A 25,719-nucleotide genomic window follows, 5' to 3' on the forward strand; every position below is an offset into this window, starting at 1 on the left:
CGACGCCGGTATGGGACAAGAAGCAAGCCAAGCTGGGTTCCCCGCCTACGCGGGGGTGGACCGATTGGGCTTCCGATGGCACGTAACAGCGTACGGGGTTCCCCGCCTACGCGGGGGTGGACCGGTCCCTTGCGGGGTTCCGGCTCGTCTGGCAGGGGGTTCCCCGCCTACGCGGGGGTGGACCGTTCGACTCCCCGTCGTGCGTGACGTGCCAGGTGGGTTCCCCGCCTACGCGGGGGTGGACCGCGGTTCCTCTTCGAGCGCTGCATCGAGTGCGGGGGTTCCCCGCCTACGCGGGGGTGGACCGCTGCTGGACGAGCTGGAGGCCGCCCGTGCCGAGGGTTCCCCGCCTACGCGGGGGTGGACCGTCCTTCACGACGATTTCTCCTTCAGGGATTTCGGGTTCCCCGCCTACGCGGGGGTGGACCGCCAGAACGGTCAGAAAGTGGCCGGCGCGGGCCGGGTTCCCCGCCTACGCGGGGGTGGACCGCCGATCGTCACCTGACCGCCCTCACGGCCGGGGGGGTTCCCCGCCTACGCGGGGGTGGACCGACGGCGATGTGCGAGAACGCGCACGGGGCCGGGGGTTCCCCGCCTACGCGGGGGTGGACCGCCGTGGGCTACAACGTCGACCACCGGGTCGACGGGTTCCCCGCCTACGCGGGGGTGGACCGCCGCACCGGGCCCGAGGGTCCCTCGATGATCAGGGTTCCCCGCCTACGCGGGGGTGGACCGCCGCGGCCCCAGCCCTGGCCGCCCCGATCGCCGGGTTCCCCGCCTACGCGGGGGTGGACCGTGGTCGGCCCATTCGATGTGCGCGGCGGCCTGGGGTTCCCCGCCTACGCGGGGGTGGACCGGTCCTTCTTCTCCTGCTGTGTCACGCTGCTTCCGGGTTCCCCGCCTACGCGGGGGTGGACCGGCGTCGGGGAAGGCGTCCTGGAGGCTCACGCCGGGTTCCCCGCCTACGCGGGGGTGGACCGATGCTGTCCGACCGCGCCGAGAGTGACGGGGAGGGTTCCCCGCCTACGCGGGGGTGGACCGCCACCACCACCGCCGACCTCCACGAGTGGATCGGGTTCCCCGCCTACGCGGGGGTGGACCGAGGCTCCGGTACAGGCTGTTCTGGACCTCGGCGGGTTCCCCGCCTACGCGGGGGTGGACCGCCGGTCCCGCCTCGCAGCGCATGGCCACCGGGGGGTTCCCCGCCTACGCGGGGGTGGACCGCCGCTGCGCCCTTCGGCTTCGCCGTGCTCGCCGGGTTCCCCGCCTACGCGGGGGTGGACCGCGGGTGACCTGCCCCGGCAGGTAGGTCCAGGTGGGTTCCCCGCCTACGCGGGGGTGGACCGGTGATCGTGATCCGAGACGGGCGGCCCGTGGTGGGTTCCCCGCCTACGCGGGGGTGGACCGCAGACCATCGACACCGCCATCGCCGCGCAGAAGGGTTCCCCGCCTACGCGGGGGTGGACCGGCATCCCCGTGACCGATAACCACACCGAGCCGGGGTTCCCCGCCTACGCGGGGGTGGAACGCGCAAGTTCTCCTCCTGGTGGTCGGCAACGAAGGGTTCCCCGCCTACGCGGGGGTGGACCGCCGCCGGTGGCGAACTTCGAGGTGTCGTCGGTGGGTTCCCCGCCTACGCGGGGGTGGACCGGAAGACCGCCTCGGCATCTCGCCGTTCGAGCCGGGTTCCCCGCCTACGCGGGGGTGGACCGGAAGACCGCCTCGGCATCTCGCCGTTCGAGCCGGGTTCCCCGCCTACGCGGGGGTGGACCGGTCATCTCGTCCGACTTCGACGCGGACGCGCCGGGTTCCCCGCCTACGCGGGGGTGGACCGACGGCCTCCTACCTCGAGGTCATCACCGCCGAGGGTTCCCCGCCTACGCGGGGGTGGACCGGACTGGATCGACCTCTGCGAGGAGCTGAAGGAGGGTTCCCCGCCTACGCGGGGGTGGACCGGCGCTTCTCCAGCGCGAAGATAACGCCGCGGGGGGTTCCCCGCCTACGCGGGGGTGGACCGGCAGCCGGATTCACGACCCCCTCAGGCTCGTCGGGTTCCCCGCCTACGCGGGGGTGGACCGACGAGGTGGACGTTGTAGATGGTCATGTCGTTGGGTTCCCCGCCTACGCGGGGGTGGACCGACGAGGTGGACGTTGTAGATGGTCATGTCGTTGGGTTCCCCGCCTACGCGGGGGTGGACCGGCGCTTCTCCAGCGCGAAGATAACGCCGCGGGGGGTTCCCCGCCTACGCGGGGGTGGACCCCCAGCTTGGTGAGCAGGTGCCCCACGTGGGTCGGGTTCCCCGCCTACGCGGGGGTGGACCGGAACAGGGCGGGCTGGTCGAGGGCCATGAGCAGGGTTCCCGCCTACGCGGGGATGGACCACCACTGTCGCGAGCCCCGCTGGGGTACGCCGGATTCCCCGCCGTGCGGGGGTAAACCGTACCCGAACCGACTCAACTCGGCCTGAGCCTGGGATTCCCCGCTGCGATGGCATTGCGATCCGGTCGCCTACCGTTGACCGGGTTCGCCCCGGGTGCTTTAACTCAGGTTCACCAGATCGGTGACGGTGCCACGGGCAAGGACCGGGTCGAGGTGGTGGTCATGGTTGCCGTCAGTGGGGTCGGCGAGACTGGTGTCAAGCAGAGTCGAGCCGCCGGGGGGCCGTTCGATCACCACATCAACGTCGCCGATCACGAGCAGCCCGGTCAGATCGGGTGTCGCATTGAGATCGTCGACGACGGCGCCGTAAAGGTCAATGTGGGCGCGGTAGTACCCCTCAGTGGAAAGGAATTTGCGGAGTTCGAAGGTGACGACCGCGATGTCGCCGGCCGGGTCAATGCCGAGCCGTGCGGCTTCCTCGTCGAACTCCGCAGCCGTGTCGATCATGCAGCTGCCCCACCAGCGTTCACCGGTGATCGGGAAGGGCGACACCGGGTCGCTCCAAGTGAGGTCGAGCCGGGCCGTGAAGTAGGTCGAAAGTGCCGCTGCAGGTGCGACGGGACGGTAGTAGCGGTAGTCCATGGTCATCGCGGTGGCCTCTCCAGATCCAGATGACGGACATGACGGTCCTTGGGCACGGTCACTGCGGAGCGTCCGCTGTTCAGCGCACGTTGTGGCAGTGCTTCGGTCGCTTCCGGGGCGAGGACAATACCGTGCTTGCGGTGAAGCCTGCCGACGCCCTCAACGGTCATGACCGCAACCCGCTACGGCGGTCACGGCAACAAAAGTACCCCTCGCACGTATGCGGAACGGGGCCGTCGCCCTGATACTGATTGCCGAAGGCGTGTCCCACGGTACTGGTGGGGCCGCGGGGGCAGCAGGGATCGGTGTCACCGGACAACCGCCGACGCCTGAGCAGCACATCAGCGGCAGGGTGTCCTTGTCCAAGACCCAGCCGTTTCATTGGCGCAGCTCAAGACGTACCCACAAGCCGTGCACCGAGCGGACCTCGCCCGCTTCCAAAGTCGCGCCGACACCGATCGCGGTTCGTTCCCGCCGGGTCGGCCGGCCGCCAGCGAACCGTTCGCGCAGCCGGACAGGTCCATGACCGAGGACGATCGCCGCCCCTTCGTCGGGAATGTCGGCGCCGCGACGTGCGTGCTCGTCAATCCAGCTCAACCGTCGGGTTTGGCCTTGCGCCTTTGCCTGCCGTCTGGGCGCAGCGGTGACCACGGCAACGAGTGTGCCTTCAATGCCTGCAAGTTCAGCGGGAAAGGCGACGTCGGGTTGGTCGTATCCGGTGCTGGGTGTCAGCGCTACGACGTCGGTCCACACGTACTGTCCAGGGTCAAGGAGGTCCTGAGGGAACTCGATCCCGATGAGGCCTTCGCCGAGTGCGGTCGTAGTGGTTGCAGACATGGTGGGCAGGTCCTGTCCTGTGCAGTGGGCGCTGTAGCGGCAACACTGTATCGAAGGTCGGCCGAGTTGTTCTTCGCTCTGGCGTTCGATGTTGCGTAGGTCTGATCGATGCGCATGTCCGATCCGTGGGTTTTCAGCGACGCTTGCTGCAGCGCGGGTGGCAGGTGCGGCGGTGGGTGGGGACGCGAGCGAGTGTCAGGCCGTGCTGCTGCCTCACTGCGCGCAGGTCGCACGCTTCGAACGAGCAACGCGAACGGTCGACTGGACGCACCGGTGCCGACTGGTGCTTGGCGTCGATACGGCGTTGTCGGCGTTCGGGAACGAGGGCCTCCATGGTGCTCGCCGCGACCGTGCGGGTCGCCGGCGGCAGCATCGCGTGGGGCGCATGCCGCTGGGGCGACTGGGGGCCAGTGCCTGCCAACGGTGGTGCTGCTCCCGGCTCTGACGCTCTACGCTCGGTGTGCGTCGCTGTCACCGGCGGCATGACCGAACAGGAGTGACCTATTCATGACTGAGCTTGCTGGTACCGCCGGGTACCTCTTTGAAGCTGGATTGCTGAAACGCGCCAAGCGCACCGGTTGGTGGGTCACCGGGGTCAAGGACCCTGAGAGTATCGCCGAGCATTCGTGGCGGGCCGCTGTCACCGGCATGGTTCTGGCGAGCCTCGAAGGTGCCGACCCGGCCAGGACGGCCCTGCTGTGCGTCCTCCATGACACTCCCGAGACCCGCATCGGTGACATCCCGAAGCTCGGACGGGACTACTTGACCGCTGCGGACTCGGCGACGGTCGTCGCCGACCAGACGGCCGCGTGCCCTGAACGCGTCACGGCGACCATCCAGGAGGCCATCACCGAGTTCGAGACCGGCGAGACACCTGAAGCCACCTGCGCACGGGACGCGGACCGCCTCGAATGCCTCATCCAAGCCGTCGAGTACCGCCATCAGGGTGTGGCGACCGTTCAGCGGTGGATCGACACCAGCTTCAACGCGTTGGAGTCCGCAACCGCACGGGGGCTCGCGCAGGAAGTGCTGGAGGCCGACCCGCTCGCGTGGGAACTGTTGCGGCAGGACCCGCCGCGCGCCGCAAATGGGAGCGCCCACGGGTAACGCACGCTGGTAGTGCGATGCCCATGGTGTAGATCCGGTCGGGTGATCGCGACGCCAAGACGATGTTGTCCGTTCATGTCCTGTCGGAACCGCGAATCAGCGCCGACCACACCACACAGTGATTACCATGAGTGTTCACAGCGATACGAATAATTGTCGTGTCATCGGAGAGGAGCGCATCATGTCCGCATGGCGCACATCAACCCGAAGTGCCGGTGAGATGAACTGCGTGGAGCTCCGCAGCACCGCTGAGGGCTTCCAGATCCGCGACAGCAAGCTGGAGGAGCGGTCGCCGGTGCTCAACATGACCGACGCCGACCTCATCAGCTTGCTGCACGCAGCCAAGGCCTGATCATCCACCTTGCCGAGGCTCACGCACACAGGCGTGGGCCTCGATGTCGCATGCATCGTCACCCGACGCCCGGTATAGCTGGCGCCATGCCGGGGTCGCAATGGTGCATGAAGTCTGGCCGTTCGTTAACAACATGCTTGTTAGCATTTTGAACATGAAAACCCTGAGCTTGAGTGTCTCTGATGAGACCTACAACAGTCTCAAGGAAGCAGCGTCCCGCCTCGGCCGTTCCGTATCTGACCTGGCCCGCGGCCCGCTCGACGCCGAAGCGGTTCGCCTACGCTTCGCGGACATCACCCCGGTGTCCGCAACGGGCGGCGCTGACGCGGTACTCATGGCCGAACTGGACACCGCCGCCTCCGCCGCGAACGACCCGCGGAACCTTCGGTGAGCCCAAGGCCCGGAGAGGTCTACGCGCGGCGACCTACCCGGAGACCACCGAGTCGTGGTGCTCTCCCACTCCTCGTACAACACTGCGGCCGAACGCGTCTTCGTGTGCCCCCTCGTGTTGACCGAGCAGGTCGGCACGATGCCGCCTCCCGAACGGTTCCACACCCTGTCGGCGTCCCCGGGATACCTGGCACACGGCCTCGCCCTGCACCTGCCATTGGGAGCACTCGCGCAACTGGTCGGCGAAGTCGAAACCGGTGCGTTGGAGGCATGCCGAGACCTGCTGAAAGCCACGCTCACCGGCGGCCTCCGCGGTGCCCCCGCCTGAGCCTCGCGCACCTGCTCCCTCACGCCGGGGTCCTCCAGTGTTGCTCACATGAGGTACTGCGCCCATGCGCGGGCGTGCGCGGCCATGTCGCGCAAGTTCGCTCGCCCGGAGGCGAAGATGCGCCAGGTAAGTCCATGTCCCGAGCATCTGGACGGCGAAGCCGCGGCGTTCGTCCTAGGCAGGTACAAGGTCGGGGATCTGGTCAAGGCGCCATTGATTGGCCTTCTCGCAGGTATGGCCAGCGGCGACCAGACGCATCGTGACCATCTCAGCGTCGACCCAGACCGCGACAGGCCTGGCCCACGCCCGGTCGATGAAGTGCACCCGGCCGTTGGCGCTGAGCATGTTCAGCTCGTGAAGATCGGTAGGCGCCAAGAACCGTCCGGTGATGGCCGCGAGCGCGTCAGGTTCGGATGCCGCAAAGTCCACATCCGTGGAGAACAAGCCGGCAGGCACGCCCTGTGGCGCTTATTGAGACTATCGCCAATGCCCGACACTTTCGACAACCGTTACGAGGATTGAGCCGCCGATGCATGTGCATGAGGGGACGAAATACCACGGTGGGACACGCAGCTCTCCACCGTCATCTCCACCACGGCCATCGCCAGAAGGAGACTTGGTCGTCGCACGAGCCGATCCTCGCGGCAACCTGAAAATCGTAAAGGATCTTCCAGCGTCGACGCATGCGCCAAACAGGAGTCTCCAACAGCGCTGCTGCCACACTCAAGATTTCTGCCTCTTGAAGCGCGCGGCTCTCGCGACGTGTCTCTCCGTGCTCAAGTCTCGCTACCTGCCGCATCATGATTTCCGTTATCTCCTTGAGCGCTCGCTGGTTGTTCGCGTTCCGAAGCCGAGGCATCCGAGCCCGCAACGACAGAAAGTTCCGGCGAAGCTCGGGAAGCTCTACGTCCTCATACTCCAGCACCGTGACTTCCAGCCGCCAAGATTCTTCACGCGCAGCAGCGACAAGCTCACGAAAAACCTCGTGTCGCTTGAGAATCCGTTCCTTGCGCGCTTCAAGGGTGGGTTTAGCGAACCATTCGAGGCCGAGGGCAACGACCGCGGCGGTGACTGCAGAGATGATCGCGGTTAGCAGCAGAGACTGCGCGGTCGGGTCTCCGGCAGCGAGGGTGGTGAAGGGTGGCATAGGGACATGCTCTCAGCCGGAAGGCCGCCGGTGGGAACGGTCAGCGATCATGCAGCGAGAACTGGCGCCCGCTCGTACAGGTCCTCAACATAACCGTCGATCACGGCACTAGCTTCGATGCCGAGCGCTGCGGCGATGACGTGTGCCGCCATGGGTGGCGCGACGACGTCAGCGGCCTGTTGGAACTGCGCGGAGCGACTTCCCTGCCAGGGATAGTCGAGGCCGAATCCGTTCAAGTACCCCGCTTCACCGGGGGTGAGCCGGAGGCCGTCGTCGCGGTGCCAGCCGCGGGCTTTTCCGGTGAGGCACCAGGCAGGTCGGTCCGCTCGGAACGTCCCACCTCCCGTTGGCCTGCGGTTGCCGCGCGTTACCACGTGATGTCCCGGTCCCCAACTAAGCGCCGACGCCATCGACCGCGGTGTTCCTTCGGTTGGCGTCGGTAGACAGCCGGGCCCGAAGGGTGTGTATTCAGGGGCGAAGCGGCGAGCGGTGCGGGTCTGCCCGTGCCGGGAGGCGACCAGGTACGCCCGTTTGCGCCGCGACGGCAGGCCGAAGTTGACGGCGTCGAGCACGCCGACGTTCACGCTCGCGCAGCCGATCGCAGTGAGTTCAGCGGCGAGGTCTTCCCATGCGAACTCGACGGCTGGAACTTGTTCCATGGCAACGAATTCGCACTGTCCTGCCGTCAGCAGGGTCAGGGCCCAAATACCCGCGACCGTCAGGAGCGCAGTGCGTTCGTCTTGGACATCCGCAACGCACCGCATGGCCTCTGCCGCAGTCGCTCCCCAACCGACACTGGTCCACGAGTCAAGCACTGCCTGGTAATCCTTCCCCAGGCCGGTGCGTTTCCCGGAGACACTGAAGGTCGGGCATGGTGGCGAGGCCAAATAGCCGCCGCAGTGGAGGTAGTCCGCGGGGGCCACAGCCCGGACGTCAGTGTGCCGGCGCCTGTGCCCGGCGGCGCGAGCAGTCGCGCACGCGTCCTTGTTGATCTCGATCCCTTCGATCCCGAGGTCGAGGCCGAGGAGGCGGGCGCCTTCGTCCCAGCCGCCGGGGCCCGCGAACAGGTCGACGGTGCGACACGCTGGGGAGTGCGGCTCCAGCAGGGCCGGTTGCCGGTAGCCGGTCACGACGCCCGGCCAGTCAACGTCTCCACATGTGGCGGCAGCGCATCCCCTCTCACGGCTGTGCCGGGCCTCGTGGGCTGACGTCGATGACGTCAGCGAACCCTTCGGCGAGCAGGCCCGCTCGCGTAAGCATGGTCGTTTCTGCCCATGTCCCCTCGATGACATCGATGGGGACGACGCGGTCTTGGGCCGCGTTGCGCTGCAAGCAGAGATGCAGCGGGGTGCGGAACACGATTGCGCGGGCGCGCACGCCGAACCGGGCGGCGGTCTCAAGGTGTACGGCGCGCTGCCATGCGACGGTGCACGTGGCGTCGATGACGGCGAGGCGGCCCGCCAGGAGGTGTGCGTGGAGGTCTCGCTGCTGCCATGCGACCGCTTCGGGGTTCCGGGTCTGGTCGGTGGCGTCACCGGTCAGCCAGAGCCGGTACGTGTCGAGGTTGAACAGGTCTCTCTCGGACCGGTGCTCAGCACACCAGGTGGATTTGCCGGATCCGGGCGGGCCGATGAGGACTTCCATACGCAAGGGCGCGGCGACGTGCGCGGCCAGGCCCGCGGGCGGGACAGGGTGCATCGAGGGTCTGCTTTCTGCGCTGGGTCAGAAGTCGCCGAAGGCGACCTGGTAGACGAGGAGACCGAGTGTGCGCCACCGGTCGACGACGCGGTCGCGGTCGTCGAGGACGAGAACGACGGTGTACTGCGGTTCGATGTGCTCTCGGTAGAAGCCTTCTTTGAGGTCGCCGTCGTGCTGGCTGTCGCCGACGGCCCGCATGTGGAGCGCGGCGTAGTCGACGTCGAGGTGCTGCTTCAGCCACGTCTCAGTGTCAGCGCGGCAGGCGTCGGTGCGGCCAGAAGTGATGACGATCTGGAGGCCTTGCGCGGCGAGGGCACGCACGTTACTGATGACAAGTTCGTGCGGTTCGTCAGTGATGACTCGGGACTCGTCGTAGGGGCTGCGGTGCGCATGGAGGGCGAGGGTGCCGTCAATGTCGACGATAACGGCCCGTGGTTTCACGGGGGATGCGGCGGCGGTCATATCGCTCCAGTTCAGTTGCGTCATGTTCTGTCCATTATGACATAATGAAGTAACGCTCAAAATAACGAAACACCATGGTGTGCAATAGCTCTCGATACCAACTGCAGCGGTCGAGCTGCTGTTCGACGCACCAACGGCCATCGAGTCCACTCCAGGTTCAGGAGGACAATGCACCACTGGTTCGACGTGCTCGCTCTCGCGCTCACGCTCGGGGCCGGCGCTGCCGCCATCCCGGTCACCACAGCTGCATCCCGGTGCGCAGCGGTCCTGGGCCGCACGGTTCGCAAGGCGACCCATCAACGCTCGCACCATCTGGCCATGGGCAGCAGGGCACGCACAAGTCAAGCCGCGCACGACATCCCGTTTGCGGCACCGCAGGAACGCCCTCACACAAACCGGAAGCAGTCGTGAACAGGCATGCATTCGCTGCACGCATTTCGAACCACTGGCTCGTACGTGCGGCGTTCCGCTGTAGCCGCCCTCGCGCCCGGCCCCTGGGACAGGGAGCGTCTCCCGCCATAGCCGCTATCGGGGTTGCGTGCCTGCCGGTCGCAGTCCTCGGGTTGAGCACTGTACTCGCGCGCATGGTCCGTGCGGAAGTCGACGGCACTCACGAGACTTCCGGATTCACCGCCGTGATGGAAGGATAAGCAGATGACAGACCTGGACCTCATCGCATTCCTCCGCGACCGGCTCGACGAGGACGAGAAACTGGCAACGGAAGCCGCCGACGAAGGAGTCGGGGTCATCCTCGGGCGCATCTGGGCCGCGGCTCTGGACGCCAAGGAGATGATGCAGGAACCGGACGGTACCGAGGAGCGCTACCTCGACCAGCAGCGGCAACAAATCAGCCAGGCCCAGAAGATGCTTGCACTCGGCGAACCCCGGCGCGCCCTGCGGGACATCGATGCTAAGCGGAAGCTTCTGGATCGGTTCAGGCGGGCCGTGATACTGAGGTCGCACCCCGGCGGGAAGAAGGTAGGCAACAAGCACCATGCCGCGCTGGGGCCGGTTCTGGAGGTCCTCGCTACCGTGTACTCAGACCATCCGGACTACCGAGAGAAGTGGCTCGTCGGCGGCACCGACAACGCGACCGCCGAGCCCACGACCGCGCCGGGCTCGCCCATGGACGAGTTCGAGGCCGGCGACGACACCGACCGGCGGTGGGAGTGATGGCGACCGACCTGATTCCCGGGGGCAAGGCAAGGACTAGCCCGGCGTGCCTGCCGCTCGGGCAGTCCGCCCGGCGCTAACCTGGCGCCTCGTCCGGGCCTCCGGTGATCGGTGGGGATCGACCCGTAGAACCCGGACACGGCAAAGACCCCCGCTCCATGCGGAGCGGGGGTCTTGTCTGGCTACCGGAGCCGCAGGCGCACGGTCTAGTTGCGTCGGTTCCGGGGCCGACTCGCCCCGCCCTCGTTCCGGTTGAGCGACCGCCACACGTCATCGAACAGCGGGCGGTGCTGCTCCTGGTATTGCGCGACCTTGACCATGTGCCTGTCCACGAGGTCTTCGATCTGCGGCGGGTTGGTCCCGTACACGTCGATGTACTTCGCCTTCAGGCGCTTCCCGAAGACGCCACGCACCTTCTTCACCTCAGCGGACTTGAGGTTGAGACCATCGAGGTAGATCGACACCGTCAGCGGCTTGATCCGCTCGTCGTACTCCGGGCTCTCGCCCAGCACGCGCCCGGTCAGCTGCCGCGCTTTAGTGTCCCAGAACCCGGCGTCGCCGATGCCCGCCTGGGCGAACACGGCGATGACCTTCGCGGCCTGCTCCACGGACACCCGGGGGTTGATGGCGATCCCTTGAGTCCAGTAGTCCCGGAGGGCCTTGGCGCTCTCGCGCTGGTAGGCGATCACGAGCGAACGGGCAGCGAGGCTGACCTTGTTCTCGTCGATGTTCGCCAGGAGCATCGACCAGGTTTCGAGGTCGATGGTGACCATCATGTAGGTCTTGCCGTCAGTTCCAGTTGTGGGCGTCTCGCCCATAACTGCCCAGGACCTCGACTTGAGCTTCCGGAGCTGCGTCGAGTAGTCCAGCCCCATCGCCTCGATGGTCGGCTTGAGGACGATGGCGGGCTCGCCGTCGATCCCCAGGGTGGTGTGAATGACGCGTCCGTGAAAGGGCACGTGAACGATGTCGCTCGGCGTGTTAAAGCCCCCTTGGGGGTTCCCGCCTGCGGAAACGGTGATAGAGTTCAACTCATCTCCATGATTTAGATATGACCTTAAGCGGAGATTTCTGCCCGGCGTCGAGTTGCCGCTCGCGTCGGGCTTCTCCATGTCCGGAGACCAGCGGTTCGCTGGCTGGCATGCGTCGTGGTCTTCCCCTAGCCCTTCCCCCGGGGGTAGATTTCTTCGGCCCGCCGGGGAAGTGTGGCGGGCCGGAGCCTCGCCCGGAAGCTACCCGGGCGGTCCGACGGCGGCGATACGAATCGCGGTCGTCGAGAATCACACTACCATTCCCGACCGACTCCGGAAAGCGCCCGGGCGTCCGCCGGGAACCGTCGCTCTAGGAGATCCCCTACAGAAAGCCTTAAGAGTTTCCCTACGTATCCCGTGGTGTCCCGCAGTGACCCGGCAGGTCCAAGCCACGCAACCTGTGTGATCTGGGCCATCTTCGTAAGCTGCGCAAACATGTTCTGCTCTATCCTCTCGCCTGCGTGTAAATAGAACGTAACGTGCTCCGCTCATCCTACGGACTGAGCGGACTGATCAGACTGAGCGGTTCCATCGGGAGCATCGGAATCAGTAGACAGAAATAGATTTTCGTAAACTGGAATAGGCAGATGTAGGCGCTTGTCTGTACGTGTCAGTGCAAGGCCGTATAACGACATGCGGAAGTATGCGGCGATAAAATAATCCGAATCCATGCTCCGAAGATGCCTCCTGGGCAAGTTGAGCCCTCCGCGCGGGGTTGCAGTACTCCCTCAAGCGTAGGCGCTGGACGTGACAGGTTCAGCCGTCCGACCGTCAGATCCACGACGGCCCGACCCCGGAAACCGCTACGAGCAGAGCGAAGACCCCGTCTTCTACGCGTGAACAGGGCGTCCACGGCGGTCCGGCCGTCACCAGGTCTGGTGAGGAAGGAGAGGTCAGCGAATAGGATGAAGTGGTCGGTGACCCGGTAGAGGCAGGTCTTGAGGGCAGCGGTCGTCTACGGATAGTGCCAGGAGCACCCCTCGAGTGAACTCCTCGGTGGTGAAATACCGGACCGCGGGCACGACGAAAGGCCCCAGCCGAAGCCGGGCCCATCTGCCGCTGGTTGAGCCGCCGTCCCCACCGGAGACGGCGGCCTGGGAGTCAGTACCCCCAAACCTCCACCCGCGGCAGCCGTCAAGCCATCGCCTGAACGGGTGAGGCCGGAGGCTAGCGGAAACGCGTCCAGTCTTCAGCGGACATCCTCCGCAGAACCTCCTCGGCCACCGCGTTGCTGTCCACCTTCACGGTGAGCGCCTGCGTCTTGCGGTAGTTCGGCTGCATGGTCGGTCCCAGCAGGACACCGAAGACCGGCCGCTTCCACTGGAGCAGCAAGGCTGCGGCGTAGTGGCGTCCTCGACCGGATGCTCCGCGAAGTACGCCTTGACCGCCTCGAGAACCCGCTCATCGGTCGGCGGCACCGGCACCGGCTCAGCCGGCCCCTCGTACCCCGGGTCCTCGATCAGCTCCTCAGGTTCCGGGGCGACCGGGTCCTCCCCGGCGGCCTCGACCGCCGACTGCTCTTGACAAGTTGGTCCTGGCGCCGACGGAAGCTACAGGCTTGCGTACGTCCTTCACGTCTGGGACGCTGCACCCGTGACATTGAACAGTGCCAGCACCCCTCAACCCGGGGCCAACGCTGCCTCCGCGCCTTCAGCGGTTGACCAGCGACTAGGTGGCTGGACCCACGGTTGGGCAGCCGCAGCTACCGAACTCTACAACGTGATGGCGGGCTTTGAACCTGGCGACTTCACAGCGATCGGTCGACGCGATGTGTTGGCGCTGTTGCTGGTCAGCGCCGCACGGAACGTTGAACGTGGCGCCGCAGAACTGATCGGCGAACACAGTGCGCCCGTCAAGGGTTTCGCCCAGGCGCATCCCTCGCTCAAGGTCCTGCGCGACAGGATTGAGCACTTCGACGAGTACATTCGCGGCACGGGCCGCTTCCAGACGACCAGAGGTGCCCAAGGTCTCGCGGTGGACTTGGGAGGGGCCGCCGGATTGGATTTCCACAGCGCGTATGGCGGCGGCTCTGAAGGACACACCATCACGTTCCAGAGCACCGAACTGGATAACGGCAAGACCGTCAAGAAGCAGTATGTGGTGTCGATCCGTGCGGTGACCGTTGCCGTGCGGGCCCTGGCTCGGGACACCCTGAGCGAGGCTGGTCAACTGGACGACGAGCATCTTGCCAGGTGTCCGATGTGTCAGGCTCCGGAGAGGATCTGAGGGAGGTCCGAGGCCGTAGTCTCGGCGGGCGTCTTGGCGTCTGCTTTTCGTCGGGCTCCGGCGTAAGCAGCGACGATGGCTGCTCTCAGCTATAATATGTTATCGTATAGCTATGGCTACGGTTCCCATCTCCATGACCCTTCCCTCCGAACTCGCCCAGATGCTGCGCGAGAAAGCCGACAACGGTGAGATCCGGTCGGTGTCGTCCTACGCCGCGGACGCCATCGCCGAGCGCCTTCAACGTGAGGCCGATGCCGCACGGGGGCGTGCCCGTGTCGATGACTATCTCGCCAAGTACTTGACCGCTCCCGATGAGGAATCGGATGCGTTCGTCGCCGACGTCATCGCCGACCTCACCAAGAAGGCCGGCAACGCGTGATCGGCGTCGTGTTCGACACCGCCGCACTGATCCACCTGGGCGCCAACAAGCGCGTCTCGGCCTTCATCGCCGCGGCCGCTCGCGGGGAGCTCCACATCTGCGTCCCCGCCTTGGCTTTGGTGCACCTCGCCTCGGACTCCCCTACCGCCGACCTCGCCGTACATGCCCTCCGGCTGTGCTTGGAGGTACCCGACCAGCGCATGTACGTCGCACCGGTCGCCGAGAACGCCCTCGCCATCGGTGAGTCCATGCAGCAGCAGGACATGACGGCGGACCTGGTCCTCGGGCAGACCACGTTCGAAGCCAGGGAGCTTCGCTGGCCCGTGATCACCACCGCCGACCGCCTCGACACCTTCACTGTTGCCAAGGTCGAAGCGATCGCCGTCGATCGCTGAACTCGACGCGTCGTTCGACAGGCCACACTGCCTGCAAGTTCGGGCACGATGCACTCCAAAGCCACCTGAGCAACCCTGTCGACGATCACCGAAAGCGAACATAAACATGGCCGACCTGCGTTGGGAGAAGATGCGGTACTGCTTCGACCCCGAGTTGATGGGCGCACTGCCCGATCTTCATGTGCCGAGCACGTCAACCGCTGACTGGCAGGCGGTGCTCGACCTGGTCCGGGAACGAGAGTGGACGCACGAGTACACCGAAGGACGCTCGGTACTGTCCGTGCCCTCAGCGCAGACAGTGCTGTCGCGACCCGCTGATGCCGAGTGCGCGCAGTTGCGTGTCTGGTTGACGCCGGTGATGGTGGCGATCTTCCGCTTTTACGCAGAGGACCGGATTGACTTCGATATCGACCTGCGGGTGTTCCGAGGGCAAGCCGACCTCGACGTCTTCTGCGAGTTCCTCACCGTACTCGGGCAGCGGCTGGGGAAACCGGTGCTCATGGACGCCGAAGGCGGCGACGGCAAACACTCCGTACTCGGGTACTCCCCTACTCATGACAGGGTGGTGTGCTTTGTCGAGCCGGTTCGCCGCTGATGCCGATGTCCCCGGGGCACATTGCAGGAAAGGTGCCATGCTGCACGTCGGAGCGCTGAAGCGCCTCCTGCTCGATCTCCTCGCTGACTCCTCGATCGTGCGCGAGGCCATCATCGATGACGTACGCGACCTCGTGCACGCCGGCGAAGAGGTCCTCGGGTTCGAGTTACTGTGCTCATGGCTCTTCGAAGACGACCTTGCGATCACCCAGGCGTACTACGGCCGCCTCGTGGCGGCCGCCGAGGAGCTGGATGCGCCCGAGCCGATCCGGCGTTTGGACGAACTCATCCGTGTCAGCGATCGCTTCGAGGCCGAGCTCGCCCGGCACGACTGGCCCGCTCTCGACAGCTACGGTGATGCCGCTGATCTACCGGAAGCGCTTCGTGCGCTTGCGGCCGCCCGCACCGTCGTCGATCGCGTCGATCAGATCGTGTTCGCCGACGGGTTCCGCTTCCCGGCCGCGACTACGGTCGCTTCCGTACTCGCCCACTCCCTCGAGGTCTTCTCCCCCACCGCGCGCCCCCACGCACTCAATCTGCTCACTAAGCGTTGTCCTGTAAGCGTTCAGCGGAGCCGGTCAGTTGGCGTCCGGAGTTGCCGATGTCGTGCAGGCGTGGCGGGATGCTGGGGGACAATATGAGCGTCCGGCTCGAATCCGCGCTCGGTGGGCCTATCCGATCGAGGCGGTGGCTCCGGGGAAGGGATGGCCGCTGGGTTCGCCGCGTTCGGGGGCGTGACGGCCAGCAACGACCACAGGGCAATAGCGGATGTGCCGGAGTGAACAGAGGATCTGGGTATGCATCAATGGAGACCGGTCATCGAACGCGGTGACGGAGCGTGGATCGGTCGGATGGTCGACGGACGCCTTGGTGTCGGCGTTCTCGGCGAGGAGCGGGTGAGCCTGGTGCAGGCGAACATGGTCCCCATGTGGCCGTTCATGGAACGCCCGCTGGCCGATTGCCTCGGTGAGTTCTCCCAGCACTGGACTGACTTGTGTCCGGAGGAGTTTCGTTCCCCGTCGCATTTGCTGTCAACGGTCATCGGTTCGGCGCGACGATCTTGGTCGCCGTACTGGAGGGAGCGTGCTGCGCAATGGCTCCGGCAGGCCGCCGAGATGCAGGGATTCGATTCCAGTGAACTCGAATCCGTTCGCAGCGAGGTCTACTAACGCCTCCAGGTTCCTGCCCGGTGGGCGCTGACCACTCGCTCATCTCGGACCCGCCGGATCTGAAGCGCAACGGATCACGGTGTGGTGGCAGAAGTGATCACGGCGAAGGACGAGAATTTGGTGCTGTTGTTCAGCGGGCTGAGTCCTGGCCGGTTCGCCAGGTTGGTACGCCAGTAAGCCGCGACCGGCAGCACCCGGTCTTCGGAGGCGAGTTTCCAAGGTCGGCCCCGGAGCGCAGGATCGGCGACCTTCGCGGCGAAGCTGGCGGACCAGCTTGGCGAACCGGCCAGGACTCAGCCCGCTGAACAGGAGCACCATCGATTCGCCTTCGCCGCGATCATTCCTGACACAACATCATGATCTATTGCGTTCCAACGGCGTCCGATTCGGAAGGCTGGAGATGAGCGAGCGGTCGCACGCTCACCAGGCGAGATACCCGTTCGATCTGCAGGATGTCTGTGAGAATCTGTCGCGATGAGTACGTATAGCGAGGTTGAGGTGGGCGAGCGGCTGCATCAGGACGGCTGGCGGAAGGCGTTCACCGTTGCTGAGATGGTCGACAAGTGGGAGCGGCTGGCGGGCGAGGTCGAACAGGGCTATAGCCACACCATCTACGAGTACACCAACGACCTCTACAGCCGGAACTGGCTCCGGGAGGCATCCGGGCTGCTTCATGATTTCGTCGTCCAGGATTGGATGCCGAGGCTGATGGCCTTGGACAACCGCTTCACGGCAGCGACCATCGCCGACGACGGCGCAGCGCTCTCCCAGTTCCATAAGCTTCGTGAGCCTGACTGGTGGTGGTGGCGCCGGTATCCCCGCATCCTCACCGGGCCGCTGGGGAAGTCGCTGCGCGATGCTGGCGCCACCGGAAGCGCCCCCGAAGCGAACTGACCATGGTCCACCCACCGCTTACGGGACAACGCTTGGGATCGCCAGCCGCGAAGCATCCGACGACCGGCACCCCCGTCACGGACCACTGTTGTCCCTACGATGCGTCGAGGAAGTCGCGGTGGCGTTCGACCGCTACTGCGAATTGCTGCACACCAGCACCGACGAGTCCACGCTGCAATCCTGCGTCAGCATCGTCACCGTCTGCGGATCAGCGCTCCTGTCCTTGCACAAGCACGCACGTGCCGAACTCGCGGCCGGGCTCGAACGGTTGCATCGCAAGTGCCTGCACACCATGCTCGTGAACTCGATTGCGGAGCTGGAGACTTTCGCAGCTGGTAGATAACCGATTGGCTGATCGTCGTCATGAGTGCAACACGATAGCGTCGGCACCATGACGATATCGAGTGCACGACAGCGCAACGCGGTATCTGAAGGTATGGCGCTCGGGTTGGTGATGCACGGCCGCTGGTCACTGCCGTTCGACAAGCTCGCAGTCGACCTCGCTTTCGAGAGCGCCTGGCGGCGTTGGCTCTTCACCGGTCAGTTCCCGCAGGTGGACACCGATCTTCGGAAGGGCACAGACCCAGTCTGGGTAATCACCCACACCGACGAGCAGAAACATGTCCTCAGGCTGTACTGGGGCGAACCGGGACGGGAGCTCGCCATTCACGCTCGCCCGATCGTAGCAACAAGTGATGTTGACGCCGACGAGATCGCGGAGCTGATCGACGGTGATGTCCCGGCGAGCGGATGGCATGAGCTTGCAACCGCGTTCCTTGAGCGCTTTGAGCGCGACCGTCAGTAGCAGGAGGCGCCCCGTGCCGAACCCCAGGTCGGGCTGTTCTCTGATAGAACCGTTCCATGCCCTCCCCGCTCCGGTCAAGCCCTTCCCGTCTTCCCTTGTGGCTTCATGTCCTGCTCGTCATGGCGGTCGCGGTCGCAGTCCTCATCGGCATGTGGGTGCTGTTCACAAGCAAGCCAACCACGCCGCTGGCGGCCCCGCCGACCGACGCACTGCTGCTGGAGATCCTACGGTTGATCTTCTACGCCATCGCCGGCATCGGCGGTGTCGTGGCACTGACCATCGCCTACCGTAAGCAGCGCCTCGGGGAAGCCGCTGAAGCCAGGGAAGACGCAAAGCTGTTCACTGAGCAGTTTGCGGCCGCAGCTGACCAGCTCTCCTCCGACCAGGCCGCGAACCGGCTCGCTGGCGTGTACGCCATGGCCAGCCTCGCCGACGACTGGAACCGAGGCAGACAGCAGTGCGTCAACGTGCTGTGCGCCTATCTACAGTTGCCCTATGAGCCGCCGACACTACCGGAGGATCCCACTGCCGAACAGCAGGCAGCGTACAAACTGACCGCTCAAGAACGGCAAGTGCGGCACACGATTGTAAACATCATCGGCGAACGACTCCGCTTCGAACCGGTTCGCGGAAAAACGTGGCATTGGTGCACGTTCGATTTCGAACGGGTCACCTTTGACGGCGGTAGCTTGCACGGAGCGTCGTTCAAGGGCCATGTGTCCTTCAACCAGGCGCAGTTTCCAACGGGTTTCATCGGCTTCGTTGGAACGGAGTTCCCTACCGGTGTCGGGTTCTTCCAAGCTGAGTTCAGCGGCGCTACCGTCAAGTTCATCGACACCAAATTCGCTGGCGAAGTATGCACGTTCTACAGCGCGAAGTTCACTGATGGCATCATCAGTTTCCGGCACGCACAGATCACGGCCGACCTCTTCAACTTTTCACAAGCCAACCTGTCAGGCGGCAGCCTGCACTTCTCGCCGAACGGCAACCTTAACGGTGCTCGGTTCAGCGAAGGATCGGCCTTGTTCGAGGGCGCGTGCTTCTCGGGCGCCGTCGTCGACTTTCAAGGGGCACAGTTTGCAGGCGGCATTGTCGACCTCCGTGAGGTCGCCGACTGGTCGGTGCCGCCGAACTTTGATGCCTTCCCCAACGGGGTTCCTGCCGGGCTCTTGCTCCCCGGTAAGGCAACGGACGCTCCAGCGCCGCCGCGATCCCCATCATGAAGTGACCGTTCATCTCATCGAGGTGGCGGCGGCAACGTCGCGCAACGGATGCAGCGAATGTGGTTGATATGTGGGTGTCATCCGCTCAACGGTTATCTTCGACCACGTCAGGGCGCCCTGTCGTGGTCATGCCTCCGGAAGGATGTCCCCTCGGATGCTGACGAAGCGCTCGATACAGGACCTACCAGCGGTTCTTTCCTGCTGAGTGCCGCCAGCTACTCCTCAATGCGCTCATAGGTCGCTTGGAACTGTTCGTCGCGGCAGGTGTAGTAGTCGCCGTGGGCGTTGCGCACGATCCAGTCGCCGACGCGGGCGCGCAACGGTCCGTGCTCGGTGGCGAATACCAGGCCGCCGCCGGGTAGAGTGCTGCAGCTGCCGCCGACGAACTGTTCACCTACCGTCAAGTTGCCCGCGTTCACACGGACGGCGTGCACGGTCATGGCGCCGTTGCGGTAGGCCGCGACGCCGGTAGCGGCATTGGGACGCAAGGAATCAGGGGTCACAACACGGCTCCCTAGTTTGATACATGTGGAGTGTCCATCGTGCCCGGTCTAGCGTTGTGTCGCAACGTGGTGTTACGGCAATATGCCGTGTTGGTCGTCACGTGTAACGGTGGTAGGCGTCGGCGTCATCCTCGTCAAAGTCATCACCGGCATCGTCACCAGGCGCATAAGATCGCAGCGCAGGTCCACCCGATTGGTCACGGTAGCGACGATGGTGCGCGGTCACGAACGTGTAGCCGTCCGGGAGGGGACCATGGTTGGCGATCTGCCCGTGCTCTTGCGCTTCCTGGTGGGCTCGTTTGGCGTCGTCGCTCGCTCGCTGCCCTGGCTTGAGCTTTCGCGTATGCCCGTAAACGCCCGCTTCATTGTCGTAGCCGTCGCTTGCATGACCGTCAGACCAGGCACGGTACCGATCTGCTTGGAACCGCAGCAGCGGCACCTCGGGCATGCCCGCCACCGGTGGAAAGGTCACCGTGCCGTCGGGTCGACGGGACCCCGTGACGTCCTCGATCACGTTCCGGTGCAGGAGATCCTGGATCGCGAGCGTGATGGTGCGCCGGGTGACCAGGCTGCCGTTGATGGCATCCAACGCGCCCCGGATCGCGTCCTCGTGGAGGTATACCCAGCCGTTGACATCAAGGTAGCCGCGTTCGGTCAATACGAGTGCAACGATGACGTCGGCGAGCCGGTCGGCGGCCACCCGGTCAAGTCGTCCCTGATAGTACGCACGGAGTTGCTGGCGTGAGCGTGTCATGACCCCTAATTGAACTGCACTAAGGGCCGAAGCAGCAACCCGTGCGTGCACGCTGCCCTTACGGCAGCAACGGGACGCGGGTGCGTTGTGCCAGCTGATGTGGTGAACGGGTGGCCTCAAGCGAGCGTTGCACGGCCCATGTAGAGGGCCGCTCCGATCGCGTCGCCTGTTTCCTCGTACGCGTCCCTAGCGGCGGCTTCGGTTGCAGCATCGATCACGGTCGTCGACCCGAAAACGGTGATCACTGCCCACCGTTCGGTGTCGTCGACCGGGTCGGTGTATCGCCGCAGTTCCAGCACGACGTCTGGTCGCTCCGCCGGTGCGGGCCGGAAGGTAACCAGGGCCCCAGTGCGGGCGGCGGCGGTGCGAACGGCGGCGTGTTCAACCTGGTCTGCATCGCCGTTGGAGGCGTACAGGAGCCGCGGCCGGTCGGGCGTGGCTCGGCCTCGTTGTGCACCGTCAGGCCAGACGATGGTGACGTTCATGCTGCGTTGACGGGCGGCGTTGACAACGTCGGCGGTGCCGCCGGGGCCGCGGGGGGCTTGGCCGTCCCATACGGCGATTAGGTGGTCGGCGGCCTCAAGCATGACCAGGGAGGCGGCCATGTGTGCGGTCGCATCGGACGTGCGGTAGTCCAATGCGGTCACGGTGCTGGCGTTGGCTAGGAGGCGGTCGTAGTCGACGACGGCGACCGCGTTGAAGTCGTCACGGGTCGCTGATGCGGGCACGATCGCTTCGATGGTGCCACCGGCGTGCAGGACCGCGTCGGCGAACATTTGGTCGGCGCCTGCGGCGAGGCAGGTGATGCCGACCAGTGCGCGGCCGTCGTCGAGTGCGGCGAGAGCGTCACTGAGGCCGACGTTGACCAGATCGACGGTGGCGCCGTAGAGGTCGCGATGTCCGGAGATGGCAATGCGCATGGGGCGGTCGAGTCCTTACACACCTACAGGGAGAGCTTCAATCATAACGGCGCCACCACCGGGCCGGAGCACTCTGACGTTGGCCCACATCCGGTTTGCTGGTGGCCTGCTTGACGATGACGTTCCCAACGCGCCATGGTGCAGTGGTGCCGGAAACGGTGGCGAAGCGCCGCTCCAGCCGCGATCGCTTCCCAGGCTCGGCATCCAGTCCAATGGTTTGCTCCAGAAGCCAAGTCGAGTCTGCCAACGTCGGGACGATAAACGGATGGCCTGGCGCTCACCTCGTTTTCCACCGCTCGAAAGACTCGCGGATCCATGCCGCATCGTGAACGTAGACGCCCGGCCCGCCATGTGCGATCCAGGTACGCTCAGGATCGGTGTAAACCATGTCGAATCCATGCAGGGATTGGAGCACGTTCTCGATCGTCGGATCAACCTGCTCGAAGAATTCTTCAACCCATGGCTTCGCCCAGGCGTGCGCTTGCTCGCGTGTGATCTCGCCGCGGATCAGGTCGACCCACTGGCGTTCCACCTCCGCTCTCATCGGGGGTTTCATGTCACGCTTCCTTTCCGCCCCGGAACGAGGTCAGCTCACCGCGGATCGTCATTGGAAGGCTCGTTTTGAGGCCGATCCGCGTGAGCAAGGCAAACCTGGCGCTGTGACGGGTCAACCTCGACGATCCTCACCGCGATCATGTCACCGGTGACATAGTCCGGTCCCCCATCGGGCTCGTTGAGCACCAGACCTTCGAAGCCGTCGTCGCGGTCCTCGATGCGCACGAACACTCCGAACGGCACCACCTTCGTAATGGGGCCGCTGACGGTCTGGCCGACCCGATCTACAAGAACCTCCAGCGGGTTGCGGTGGGCGGCCCGCAGTGAGAGCGCCACCCGTTCGCGCACCATGTCGACGTCGAGAATCTTGACGGTGATCTCCTGACCAACCGAGACGACGTCGGTGGGGTGGTCGATGTGCCGCCAGGACAGTTCGGGAACGTTGATCTGCCCGGTGACGCCGCCGATGTCGACGAACGTGACATGGAACGGAGGGATGGCGGTGACGGTTCCGGTGCAGATCTGGCCCTTGCGCAGTGTCGTCAAGACGGCCCAGCGTCGGTCGCTCGCAGTGGGTTCGGTTCGCCACCTGGCCCGTAGCACCCCGTCCCGATCGGGGAGAACCGCAGTGAAGAGCGGCCGGCGTTCGCTGCCGTCGAACCAGACGGCTGCGGCCCGGGCGTTGCGAATGGTCGCGGCGAGCTCGGGGAATGCGGTGTCGTCGGCGAAGGCGCTCGTGAGCCGCCCGTGGTGGTCTTCCCAGACGAGTTCGGCCACGCCTGCTTCGGGAAGCTCGGTGATGACCGCTGCGGGGTCGGTGGAAAGGTCGGGCCACACGGTCAGCATCGCGCGCGGGGCGAGGCGGGCTCGCACGTCGTCTACGGTGTCGCGTGTGAGCCGGTGCCAGCGCGCAGCGCCCGCTACGGCGGTCTCCTCGAGGATCGCCGCCTGGCCCACGGCCACCGACCACTGGAGCCGGGCCCAGAAGTCGTCGTCGGCGGGTCGCTGAGCGACCTCGTGGTCGTCACCGGAGGGATCGTAGGGGGAGGCGTCCACGGGTTCGGGGAACAACCCGAGCGCGCGGGTTCGGGTCAGAGCGGCGTCGCTGGCGGCGTGCGTGCCGAGGTAGACGTACTGGTCCCCTCCGACGTGCACGGCGAACGCGCCCTCGGCTTCCAGGCGGCACCAGGCCCCGGTGTCGCGCAGCATCGCCCGGACCAGTTCCAAACCGACCTCGAGCGTGACTGTCGCTCCGTCGTGGTAGCCGGTCAGGTCAGGCGGGAAGATCCCGGCCAGGCCATGACCGGACACCTTCGGTGTGGCACTGCATCGGTGCACGCTGGTGACGCTCGGCTCCCGGATGGTGAGGCGGTCGATGCCGGCGTCGTCGGCGAAGGCGGCCACCGCGCGGAGATACGCCGCTTCGACCGGGCCGTGGTCGCTGTCGGTGTCTTCGGCACCGATGTAGTGGCCTGAGTCGTCACGGTCGGCAGGATCGTACTTGGTGAGGCGATAGCGGTAAGGAAGCATGCCGTCCTTCATCGTCGGCGAGGTCGAGGGTGTACCAGTGTCCGTCGGTCGTGATCCGGTGAAGCTGGGCCCCTTGGGCGCAGGTGTGGAGCAGGTCGTGGACGGGGCTGGCCCATGCGACCTCGATTCGACGGGTGTCCAACGTTGTCGTCCTGCCGTCCTCGAGCGCGGCCACGGTGAGGACGTCGCCGCCGAAGCCGTAGCCGCCGACGAAAGCAACGGTCGCATGGTGAACGAGAAGGTGGTGAGCTCCAGCGGCGAGTTCGTTGCGCCAGACGGCAATCTCGTCATCTTCGATGCGCAGCACCGGGAAATCGGTGTAGGGGCAGGCCCAAACGGTCTCACCGACAATGTTGAGCGTGTAGCAGTCGATGGTCGGCGGCGGTGACTCCTCCCCCACCGGGTACGTCCAGACCTGCTGCAGGTCGGCGTCGAATTCGACGAGACCGGGCGCGCCGATTGGGTCGGGTCCGTTCGGGCCGCCCCACCCGAGGTTCCCGAATACACCCTCGTCGAAGTAGCCGACGATGACGCGCCCGCTGGTGGTGGTCCGGACGTCCTCGATGCCGTCGCCGAGCACACCGGTCCGCAAGGTCGACCCGTCCGGGCCTATCACCACAGCGTTGTGCTGGGGGCCTGCAGCGGTGTATTCGCAGCGCGGACCGACCATCAGGAAGGCGCCGTCTGGCAGCGGCTGGATCATCGGGAACGTGATCGTCAAGCCGCCGATGTAGAGCACGTGGGTGCGACCGTCAGGGTGGGTGACGACCAGGCTCGCGGTCCATGGCGCGTCGGTGGCGGTTGCAGGGAAGCTCGGCTGGTGTTCCCCTCCGGTTCGGGCGTGCAGCCGTGGGTTGAGCGAGGCTGGGCCCCAGAGTGCGAGCGCTTCCCCGGCGGGGCCGATCGCAGCCGCGAGTGCCACCAGGTCGGGCTGCGGCGGGACAATGCGAGCTTGGAGTGTCATGGGGATCGTTTTGGCGTTCTTGAGTGCTCGCTCGTCGGTTCGGGGTTGGTGCTGCATCGATCGGCTCCAGAAGGGGTTTTGCATTCAGTGCACGAGCGAGAGTGTCGCACGCGTGCCACTGGTGTCCCCGGCTCCGGCCGGGACTGCGGTCGACACGGCAACGGCTGGTCTCCGAAAACACGGGGTTTATGTATGCATACGGTGTGGCATCAACTGCGGAGAGCTATTTCAACTGGTCGTTTTCGGGCATCGTTCTAAGCCCTCGGCGCCGCGTTCGGTCCGTGCGATCGCCGAATACAACCGTTCAAGGGTGACGCCGTGCCGGCTCCCGTGGTCAAGTATCCCGGCGTAGATCATCGTGTGCGTGTCGAACTCGTCCGGCAGCGGCGGCGGCTCCCCCAGCGGCAGCGCCTCGACCTTGCCAGCGCGAACGCCCCAGTGCGCGGCTACCGAGCCTGCTCCTTCGTCGGCGACCAGCCACGATTCGAGCTCAAGGTAGGGAAACGCGGCGGCGATCGTGGCCCATTCGGCAACAACGACTTCCGGTGCAGGCCACTTGCCGAGGTTGTACGTGTTCGTGCCGACCGCGCCCGTCCAGTCGCACCAGCCGTGCGGGCCACCGATCCACGACGTAGCGATGCGTTTGTTCGCGAGGTACCGGACGCGGAGGTTCCGGGTACGTTGCAACGCGTCGCCGATACGGTCGTTCACGATCCCGAACGCAACGTTGACGGCGTTCTCCCATTCGGGATCGTTGCACGTCAACCAGTTCAGGTCAGTGGTTCGGATGATGATCTCGTCGGCCTGCGTTGGGGTGACGTCGGTTCCGGTGACGACCAGCCGCGGCCATTTGCCCGGGTCGACGGGGCTCACGGCCGCCGCATCCCTTCAGCGTCGGTGGCCTCGTTCGCCTCGGCCATGGCGTCATACGACTCGTACAGTTCGGGCCAGTCGGCGCCGGGCTGGAGCGCTTCGGCGGGCAGCTGGTCGAAAGCGACGGCCAGGCGAACGGAGAAGTTCTGGCCGCCGCACGTCGCGAGCCAGCCAGCGCAAGCAACAGCGTCTTGCTCCGGCCGTTCGGGAACCATGTGGCATGCGAACAGTGCTTGCGGGGCACCGTCCCAGTTCTCGGGCTGCTCGCTGGTGTTCTTGAGCGCTTCGAACCGCTCGGGTGGGAACTTGCCCGGTTCAGCGGCGGTCTGCCACGGGCATTCGGTGCAGGGCCGCTTCTGACGGGGCAGTTCACGCTTGTCATTCATCGG

32 protein-coding genes and 1 CRISPR repeat array are annotated in these 25,719 nt (G+C 65.6%); of the genes, 15 read left to right on the forward strand and 17 right to left on the reverse strand.

What is annotated here, in order from left to right; all coding sequences use genetic code 11:
• The first annotated feature begins 34 nt into the window (after positions 1-34).
• A CRISPR array of direct repeats spans positions 35-2,382; the repeat unit is 29 nt; unit sequence GGGTTCCCCGCCTACGCGGGGGTGGACCG.
• 156 nt (positions 2,383-2,538) lie between these two features.
• Together LO763_RS22390 and LO763_RS22395 are read right to left on the reverse strand one after the other, a co-directional pair.
• Positions 2,539-3,027: a hypothetical protein gene (locus LO763_RS22390; RefSeq protein ID WP_230789146.1), complete on the reverse strand. Its 489-nt coding sequence runs from the start codon at positions 3,025-3,027 to the stop codon at positions 2,539-2,541.
• A gap of 372 nt (positions 3,028-3,399) precedes the next feature.
• Positions 3,400-3,858 carry a hypothetical protein gene (locus LO763_RS22395; RefSeq protein WP_230789149.1) on the reverse strand — a complete coding sequence of 153 codons (459 nt, stop codon included), beginning with the start codon at positions 3,856-3,858 and terminating at the stop codon, positions 3,400-3,402.
• A 507-nt stretch (positions 3,859-4,365) separates the two neighbouring features.
• Between LO763_RS22395 and LO763_RS22400 the strand changes: the two genes are divergently transcribed.
• The 4 genes from LO763_RS22400 (at position 4,366) to LO763_RS22415 (ending at position 6,035) form a co-directional block, all read left to right on the forward strand.
• Entirely contained in the window at positions 4,366-4,965 is a 600-nt protein-coding gene (locus tag LO763_RS22400) for an HD domain-containing protein (RefSeq protein ID WP_230789151.1), read from the forward strand.
• Between the two features lie 181 nt (positions 4,966-5,146).
• On the forward strand, positions 5,147-5,317 hold the full coding sequence (locus LO763_RS22405) for a DUF397 domain-containing protein (protein ID WP_255672920.1): 171 nt from the start codon (positions 5,147-5,149) through the stop codon (positions 5,315-5,317).
• 154 nt (positions 5,318-5,471) lie between these two features.
• A complete protein-coding gene (locus tag LO763_RS22410) occupies positions 5,472-5,708 on the forward strand; it encodes a hypothetical protein (protein WP_230789157.1) in 237 nt (78 codons plus the stop codon).
• 54 nt (positions 5,709-5,762) lie between these two features.
• Positions 5,763-6,035 (forward strand): hypothetical protein, encoded by a 273-nt coding sequence (locus tag LO763_RS22415; protein ID WP_230789160.1) that lies wholly within the window; start codon positions 5,763-5,765, stop codon positions 6,033-6,035.
• A gap of 174 nt (positions 6,036-6,209) precedes the next feature.
• Here the strand turns inward: LO763_RS22415 and LO763_RS22420 are convergent, their stop codons facing one another.
• The 5 genes from LO763_RS22420 to LO763_RS22440 form a co-directional block, all read right to left on the reverse strand.
• Complete coding sequence (locus LO763_RS22420; protein ID WP_230789163.1) at positions 6,210-6,479, reverse strand: hypothetical protein; 270 nt, start codon at positions 6,477-6,479, stop codon at positions 6,210-6,212.
• A 139-nt stretch (positions 6,480-6,618) separates the two neighbouring features.
• On the reverse strand, positions 6,619-7,182 hold the full coding sequence (locus LO763_RS22425; RefSeq protein ID WP_230789166.1) for a hypothetical protein: 564 nt from the start codon (positions 7,180-7,182) through the stop codon (positions 6,619-6,621).
• Between the two features lie 47 nt (positions 7,183-7,229).
• Positions 7,230-8,312 carry a DNA cytosine methyltransferase gene (locus LO763_RS22430; protein ID WP_230789169.1) on the reverse strand — a complete coding sequence of 361 codons (1,083 nt, stop codon included), beginning with the start codon at positions 8,310-8,312 and terminating at the stop codon, positions 7,230-7,232.
• 49 nt (positions 8,313-8,361) lie between these two features.
• On the reverse strand, positions 8,362-8,880 hold the full coding sequence (locus LO763_RS22435) for an AAA family ATPase (protein ID WP_230789172.1): 519 nt from the start codon (positions 8,878-8,880) through the stop codon (positions 8,362-8,364).
• A gap of 24 nt (positions 8,881-8,904) precedes the next feature.
• The gene (locus tag LO763_RS22440; protein WP_230789174.1) at positions 8,905-9,366 is read right to left on the reverse strand and encodes a phosphatase domain-containing protein; all 462 of its coding nucleotides are present in this window, start codon (positions 9,364-9,366) and stop codon (positions 8,905-8,907) included.
• A gap of 630 nt (positions 9,367-9,996) precedes the next feature.
• On the opposite strand from LO763_RS22440, the gene LO763_RS22445 reads away from it, so the two are divergent.
• Complete coding sequence (locus LO763_RS22445; RefSeq protein WP_230789176.1) at positions 9,997-10,515, forward strand: DUF6221 family protein; 519 nt, start codon at positions 9,997-9,999, stop codon at positions 10,513-10,515.
• Positions 10,516-10,721: 206 nt separating this feature from the next.
• Here LO763_RS22445 and LO763_RS22450 read toward each other — a convergent pair whose 3' ends face one another.
• A complete protein-coding gene (locus LO763_RS22450) occupies positions 10,722-11,474 on the reverse strand; it encodes a phage antirepressor N-terminal domain-containing protein (RefSeq protein WP_230789178.1) in 753 nt (250 codons plus the stop codon).
• Between the two features lie 1,239 nt (positions 11,475-12,713).
• Complete coding sequence (locus LO763_RS22455; protein ID WP_230789180.1) at positions 12,714-12,878, reverse strand: hypothetical protein; 165 nt, start codon at positions 12,876-12,878, stop codon at positions 12,714-12,716.
• 261 nt (positions 12,879-13,139) lie between these two features.
• Between LO763_RS22455 and LO763_RS22460 the strand changes: the two genes are divergently transcribed.
• From LO763_RS22460 to LO763_RS22505, 10 genes are all read left to right on the forward strand, one after another.
• Entirely contained in the window at positions 13,140-13,772 is a 633-nt protein-coding gene (locus LO763_RS22460) for a hypothetical protein (RefSeq protein WP_230789182.1), read from the forward strand.
• Positions 13,773-13,884: 112 nt separating this feature from the next.
• Positions 13,885-14,151, forward strand: a complete 267-nt coding sequence (locus LO763_RS22465; protein ID WP_230789184.1) for a hypothetical protein — start codon at positions 13,885-13,887, stop codon at positions 14,149-14,151.
• On the forward strand, positions 14,148-14,546 hold the full coding sequence (locus tag LO763_RS22470; RefSeq protein WP_230789185.1) for a hypothetical protein: 399 nt from the start codon (positions 14,148-14,150) through the stop codon (positions 14,544-14,546). Before LO763_RS22465 ends, LO763_RS22470 begins: the two co-directional genes overlap by 4 nt.
• Before the next feature lie 106 nt (positions 14,547-14,652).
• Entirely contained in the window at positions 14,653-15,141 is a 489-nt protein-coding gene (locus LO763_RS22475) for a hypothetical protein (protein ID WP_230789187.1), read from the forward strand.
• Between the two features lie 37 nt (positions 15,142-15,178).
• A complete protein-coding gene (locus tag LO763_RS22480) occupies positions 15,179-15,781 on the forward strand; it encodes a MafI family immunity protein (protein WP_230789190.1) in 603 nt (200 codons plus the stop codon).
• A 156-nt stretch (positions 15,782-15,937) separates the two neighbouring features.
• Complete coding sequence (locus LO763_RS22485; RefSeq protein WP_230789192.1) at positions 15,938-16,309, forward strand: hypothetical protein; 372 nt, start codon at positions 15,938-15,940, stop codon at positions 16,307-16,309.
• A gap of 498 nt (positions 16,310-16,807) precedes the next feature.
• A complete protein-coding gene (locus LO763_RS22490; RefSeq protein WP_230789195.1) occupies positions 16,808-17,203 on the forward strand; it encodes a hypothetical protein in 396 nt (131 codons plus the stop codon).
• A gap of 118 nt (positions 17,204-17,321) precedes the next feature.
• Positions 17,322-17,546 carry a hypothetical protein gene (locus LO763_RS22495; RefSeq protein WP_230789198.1) on the forward strand — a complete coding sequence of 75 codons (225 nt, stop codon included), beginning with the start codon at positions 17,322-17,324 and terminating at the stop codon, positions 17,544-17,546.
• Positions 17,547-17,594: 48 nt separating this feature from the next.
• Positions 17,595-18,008: a hypothetical protein gene (locus LO763_RS22500; RefSeq protein WP_230789200.1), complete on the forward strand. Its 414-nt coding sequence runs from the start codon at positions 17,595-17,597 to the stop codon at positions 18,006-18,008.
• A 119-nt stretch (positions 18,009-18,127) separates the two neighbouring features.
• Positions 18,128-19,231 carry a pentapeptide repeat-containing protein gene (locus LO763_RS22505; RefSeq protein WP_230789203.1) on the forward strand — a complete coding sequence of 368 codons (1,104 nt, stop codon included), beginning with the start codon at positions 18,128-18,130 and terminating at the stop codon, positions 19,229-19,231.
• Positions 19,232-19,446: 215 nt separating this feature from the next.
• On the opposite strand, the gene LO763_RS22510 is transcribed toward LO763_RS22505, so the two are convergent.
• The 8 genes from LO763_RS22510 to LO763_RS22545 form a co-directional block, all read right to left on the reverse strand.
• Positions 19,447-19,734 (reverse strand): hypothetical protein, encoded by a 288-nt coding sequence (locus tag LO763_RS22510; RefSeq protein ID WP_230789205.1) that lies wholly within the window; start codon positions 19,732-19,734, stop codon positions 19,447-19,449.
• 97 nt (positions 19,735-19,831) lie between these two features.
• On the reverse strand, positions 19,832-20,488 hold the full coding sequence (locus LO763_RS22515) for a hypothetical protein (protein ID WP_230789208.1): 657 nt from the start codon (positions 20,486-20,488) through the stop codon (positions 19,832-19,834).
• A 116-nt stretch (positions 20,489-20,604) separates the two neighbouring features.
• Positions 20,605-21,408: a hypothetical protein gene (locus tag LO763_RS22520; protein ID WP_230789211.1), complete on the reverse strand. Its 804-nt coding sequence runs from the start codon at positions 21,406-21,408 to the stop codon at positions 20,605-20,607.
• Between the two features lie 277 nt (positions 21,409-21,685).
• A complete protein-coding gene (locus LO763_RS22525) occupies positions 21,686-21,964 on the reverse strand; it encodes a hypothetical protein (protein WP_230789213.1) in 279 nt (92 codons plus the stop codon).
• A 35-nt stretch (positions 21,965-21,999) separates the two neighbouring features.
• Positions 22,000-23,493 (reverse strand): S1 RNA-binding domain-containing protein, encoded by a 1,494-nt coding sequence (locus LO763_RS22530; protein ID WP_230789214.1) that lies wholly within the window; start codon positions 23,491-23,493, stop codon positions 22,000-22,002.
• Positions 23,444-24,514, reverse strand: a complete 1,071-nt coding sequence (locus tag LO763_RS22535; protein WP_230789216.1) for a hypothetical protein — start codon at positions 24,512-24,514, stop codon at positions 23,444-23,446. The genes LO763_RS22530 and LO763_RS22535 overlap by 50 nt, the downstream gene beginning before the upstream one ends.
• Before the next feature lie 171 nt (positions 24,515-24,685).
• Positions 24,686-25,330, reverse strand: coding sequence for a hypothetical protein (locus tag LO763_RS22540; protein WP_230789218.1), 645 nt, complete (start codon positions 25,328-25,330; stop codon positions 24,686-24,688).
• A complete protein-coding gene (locus tag LO763_RS22545; RefSeq protein ID WP_230789220.1) occupies positions 25,327-25,716 on the reverse strand; it encodes a DUF6283 family protein in 390 nt (129 codons plus the stop codon). The genes LO763_RS22540 and LO763_RS22545 overlap by 4 nt, the downstream gene beginning before the upstream one ends.
• Positions 25,717-25,719: the final 3 nt, after the last annotated feature.

Source organism: Glycomyces amatae (assembly GCF_020991375.1).
Classification (GTDB): Bacteria; Actinomycetota; Actinomycetes; order Mycobacteriales; family Micromonosporaceae; genus Glycomyces; species Glycomyces amatae.

Bases quoted from the DNA above. Each gene is read 5' to 3' on its own strand.
- LO763_RS22390 (WP_230789146.1), bottom strand. From the start codon at position 3,027: ATGACCATGGACTACCGCTACTACCGTCCCGTCGCACCTGCAGCGGCA.
- LO763_RS22395 (WP_230789149.1), bottom strand. From the start codon at position 3,858: ATGTCTGCAACCACTACGACCGCACTCGGCGAAGGCCTCATCGGGATC.
- LO763_RS22400 (WP_230789151.1), top strand. From the start codon at position 4,366: ATGACTGAGCTTGCTGGTACCGCCGGGTACCTCTTTGAAGCTGGATTG.
- LO763_RS22405 (WP_255672920.1), top strand. From the start codon at position 5,147: ATGTCCGCATGGCGCACATCAACCCGAAGTGCCGGTGAGATGAACTGC.
- LO763_RS22410 (WP_230789157.1), top strand. From the start codon at position 5,472: ATGAAAACCCTGAGCTTGAGTGTCTCTGATGAGACCTACAACAGTCTC.
- LO763_RS22425 (WP_230789166.1), bottom strand. From the start codon at position 7,182: ATGCCACCCTTCACCACCCTCGCTGCCGGAGACCCGACCGCGCAGTCT.
- LO763_RS22435 (WP_230789172.1), bottom strand. From the start codon at position 8,880: ATGCACCCTGTCCCGCCCGCGGGCCTGGCCGCGCACGTCGCCGCGCCC.
- LO763_RS22440 (WP_230789174.1), bottom strand. From the start codon at position 9,366: ATGACGCAACTGAACTGGAGCGATATGACCGCCGCCGCATCCCCCGTG.
- LO763_RS22445 (WP_230789176.1), top strand. From the start codon at position 9,997: ATGACAGACCTGGACCTCATCGCATTCCTCCGCGACCGGCTCGACGAG.
- LO763_RS22465 (WP_230789184.1), top strand. From the start codon at position 13,885: ATGGCTACGGTTCCCATCTCCATGACCCTTCCCTCCGAACTCGCCCAG.
- LO763_RS22475 (WP_230789187.1), top strand. From the start codon at position 14,653: ATGGCCGACCTGCGTTGGGAGAAGATGCGGTACTGCTTCGACCCCGAG.
- LO763_RS22480 (WP_230789190.1), top strand. From the start codon at position 15,179: ATGCTGCACGTCGGAGCGCTGAAGCGCCTCCTGCTCGATCTCCTCGCT.
- LO763_RS22485 (WP_230789192.1), top strand. From the start codon at position 15,938: ATGCATCAATGGAGACCGGTCATCGAACGCGGTGACGGAGCGTGGATC.
- LO763_RS22500 (WP_230789200.1), top strand. From the start codon at position 17,595: ATGACGATATCGAGTGCACGACAGCGCAACGCGGTATCTGAAGGTATG.
- LO763_RS22505 (WP_230789203.1), top strand. From the start codon at position 18,128: ATGGCGGTCGCGGTCGCAGTCCTCATCGGCATGTGGGTGCTGTTCACA.
- LO763_RS22515 (WP_230789208.1), bottom strand. From the start codon at position 20,488: ATGACACGCTCACGCCAGCAACTCCGTGCGTACTATCAGGGACGACTT.
- LO763_RS22520 (WP_230789211.1), bottom strand. From the start codon at position 21,408: ATGCGCATTGCCATCTCCGGACATCGCGACCTCTACGGCGCCACCGTC.
- LO763_RS22525 (WP_230789213.1), bottom strand. From the start codon at position 21,964: ATGAAACCCCCGATGAGAGCGGAGGTGGAACGCCAGTGGGTCGACCTG.
- LO763_RS22530 (WP_230789214.1), bottom strand. From the start codon at position 23,493: ATGCTTCCTTACCGCTATCGCCTCACCAAGTACGATCCTGCCGACCGT.
- LO763_RS22535 (WP_230789216.1), bottom strand. From the start codon at position 24,514: ATGCAGCACCAACCCCGAACCGACGAGCGAGCACTCAAGAACGCCAAA.
- LO763_RS22545 (WP_230789220.1), bottom strand. From the start codon at position 25,716: ATGAATGACAAGCGTGAACTGCCCCGTCAGAAGCGGCCCTGCACCGAA.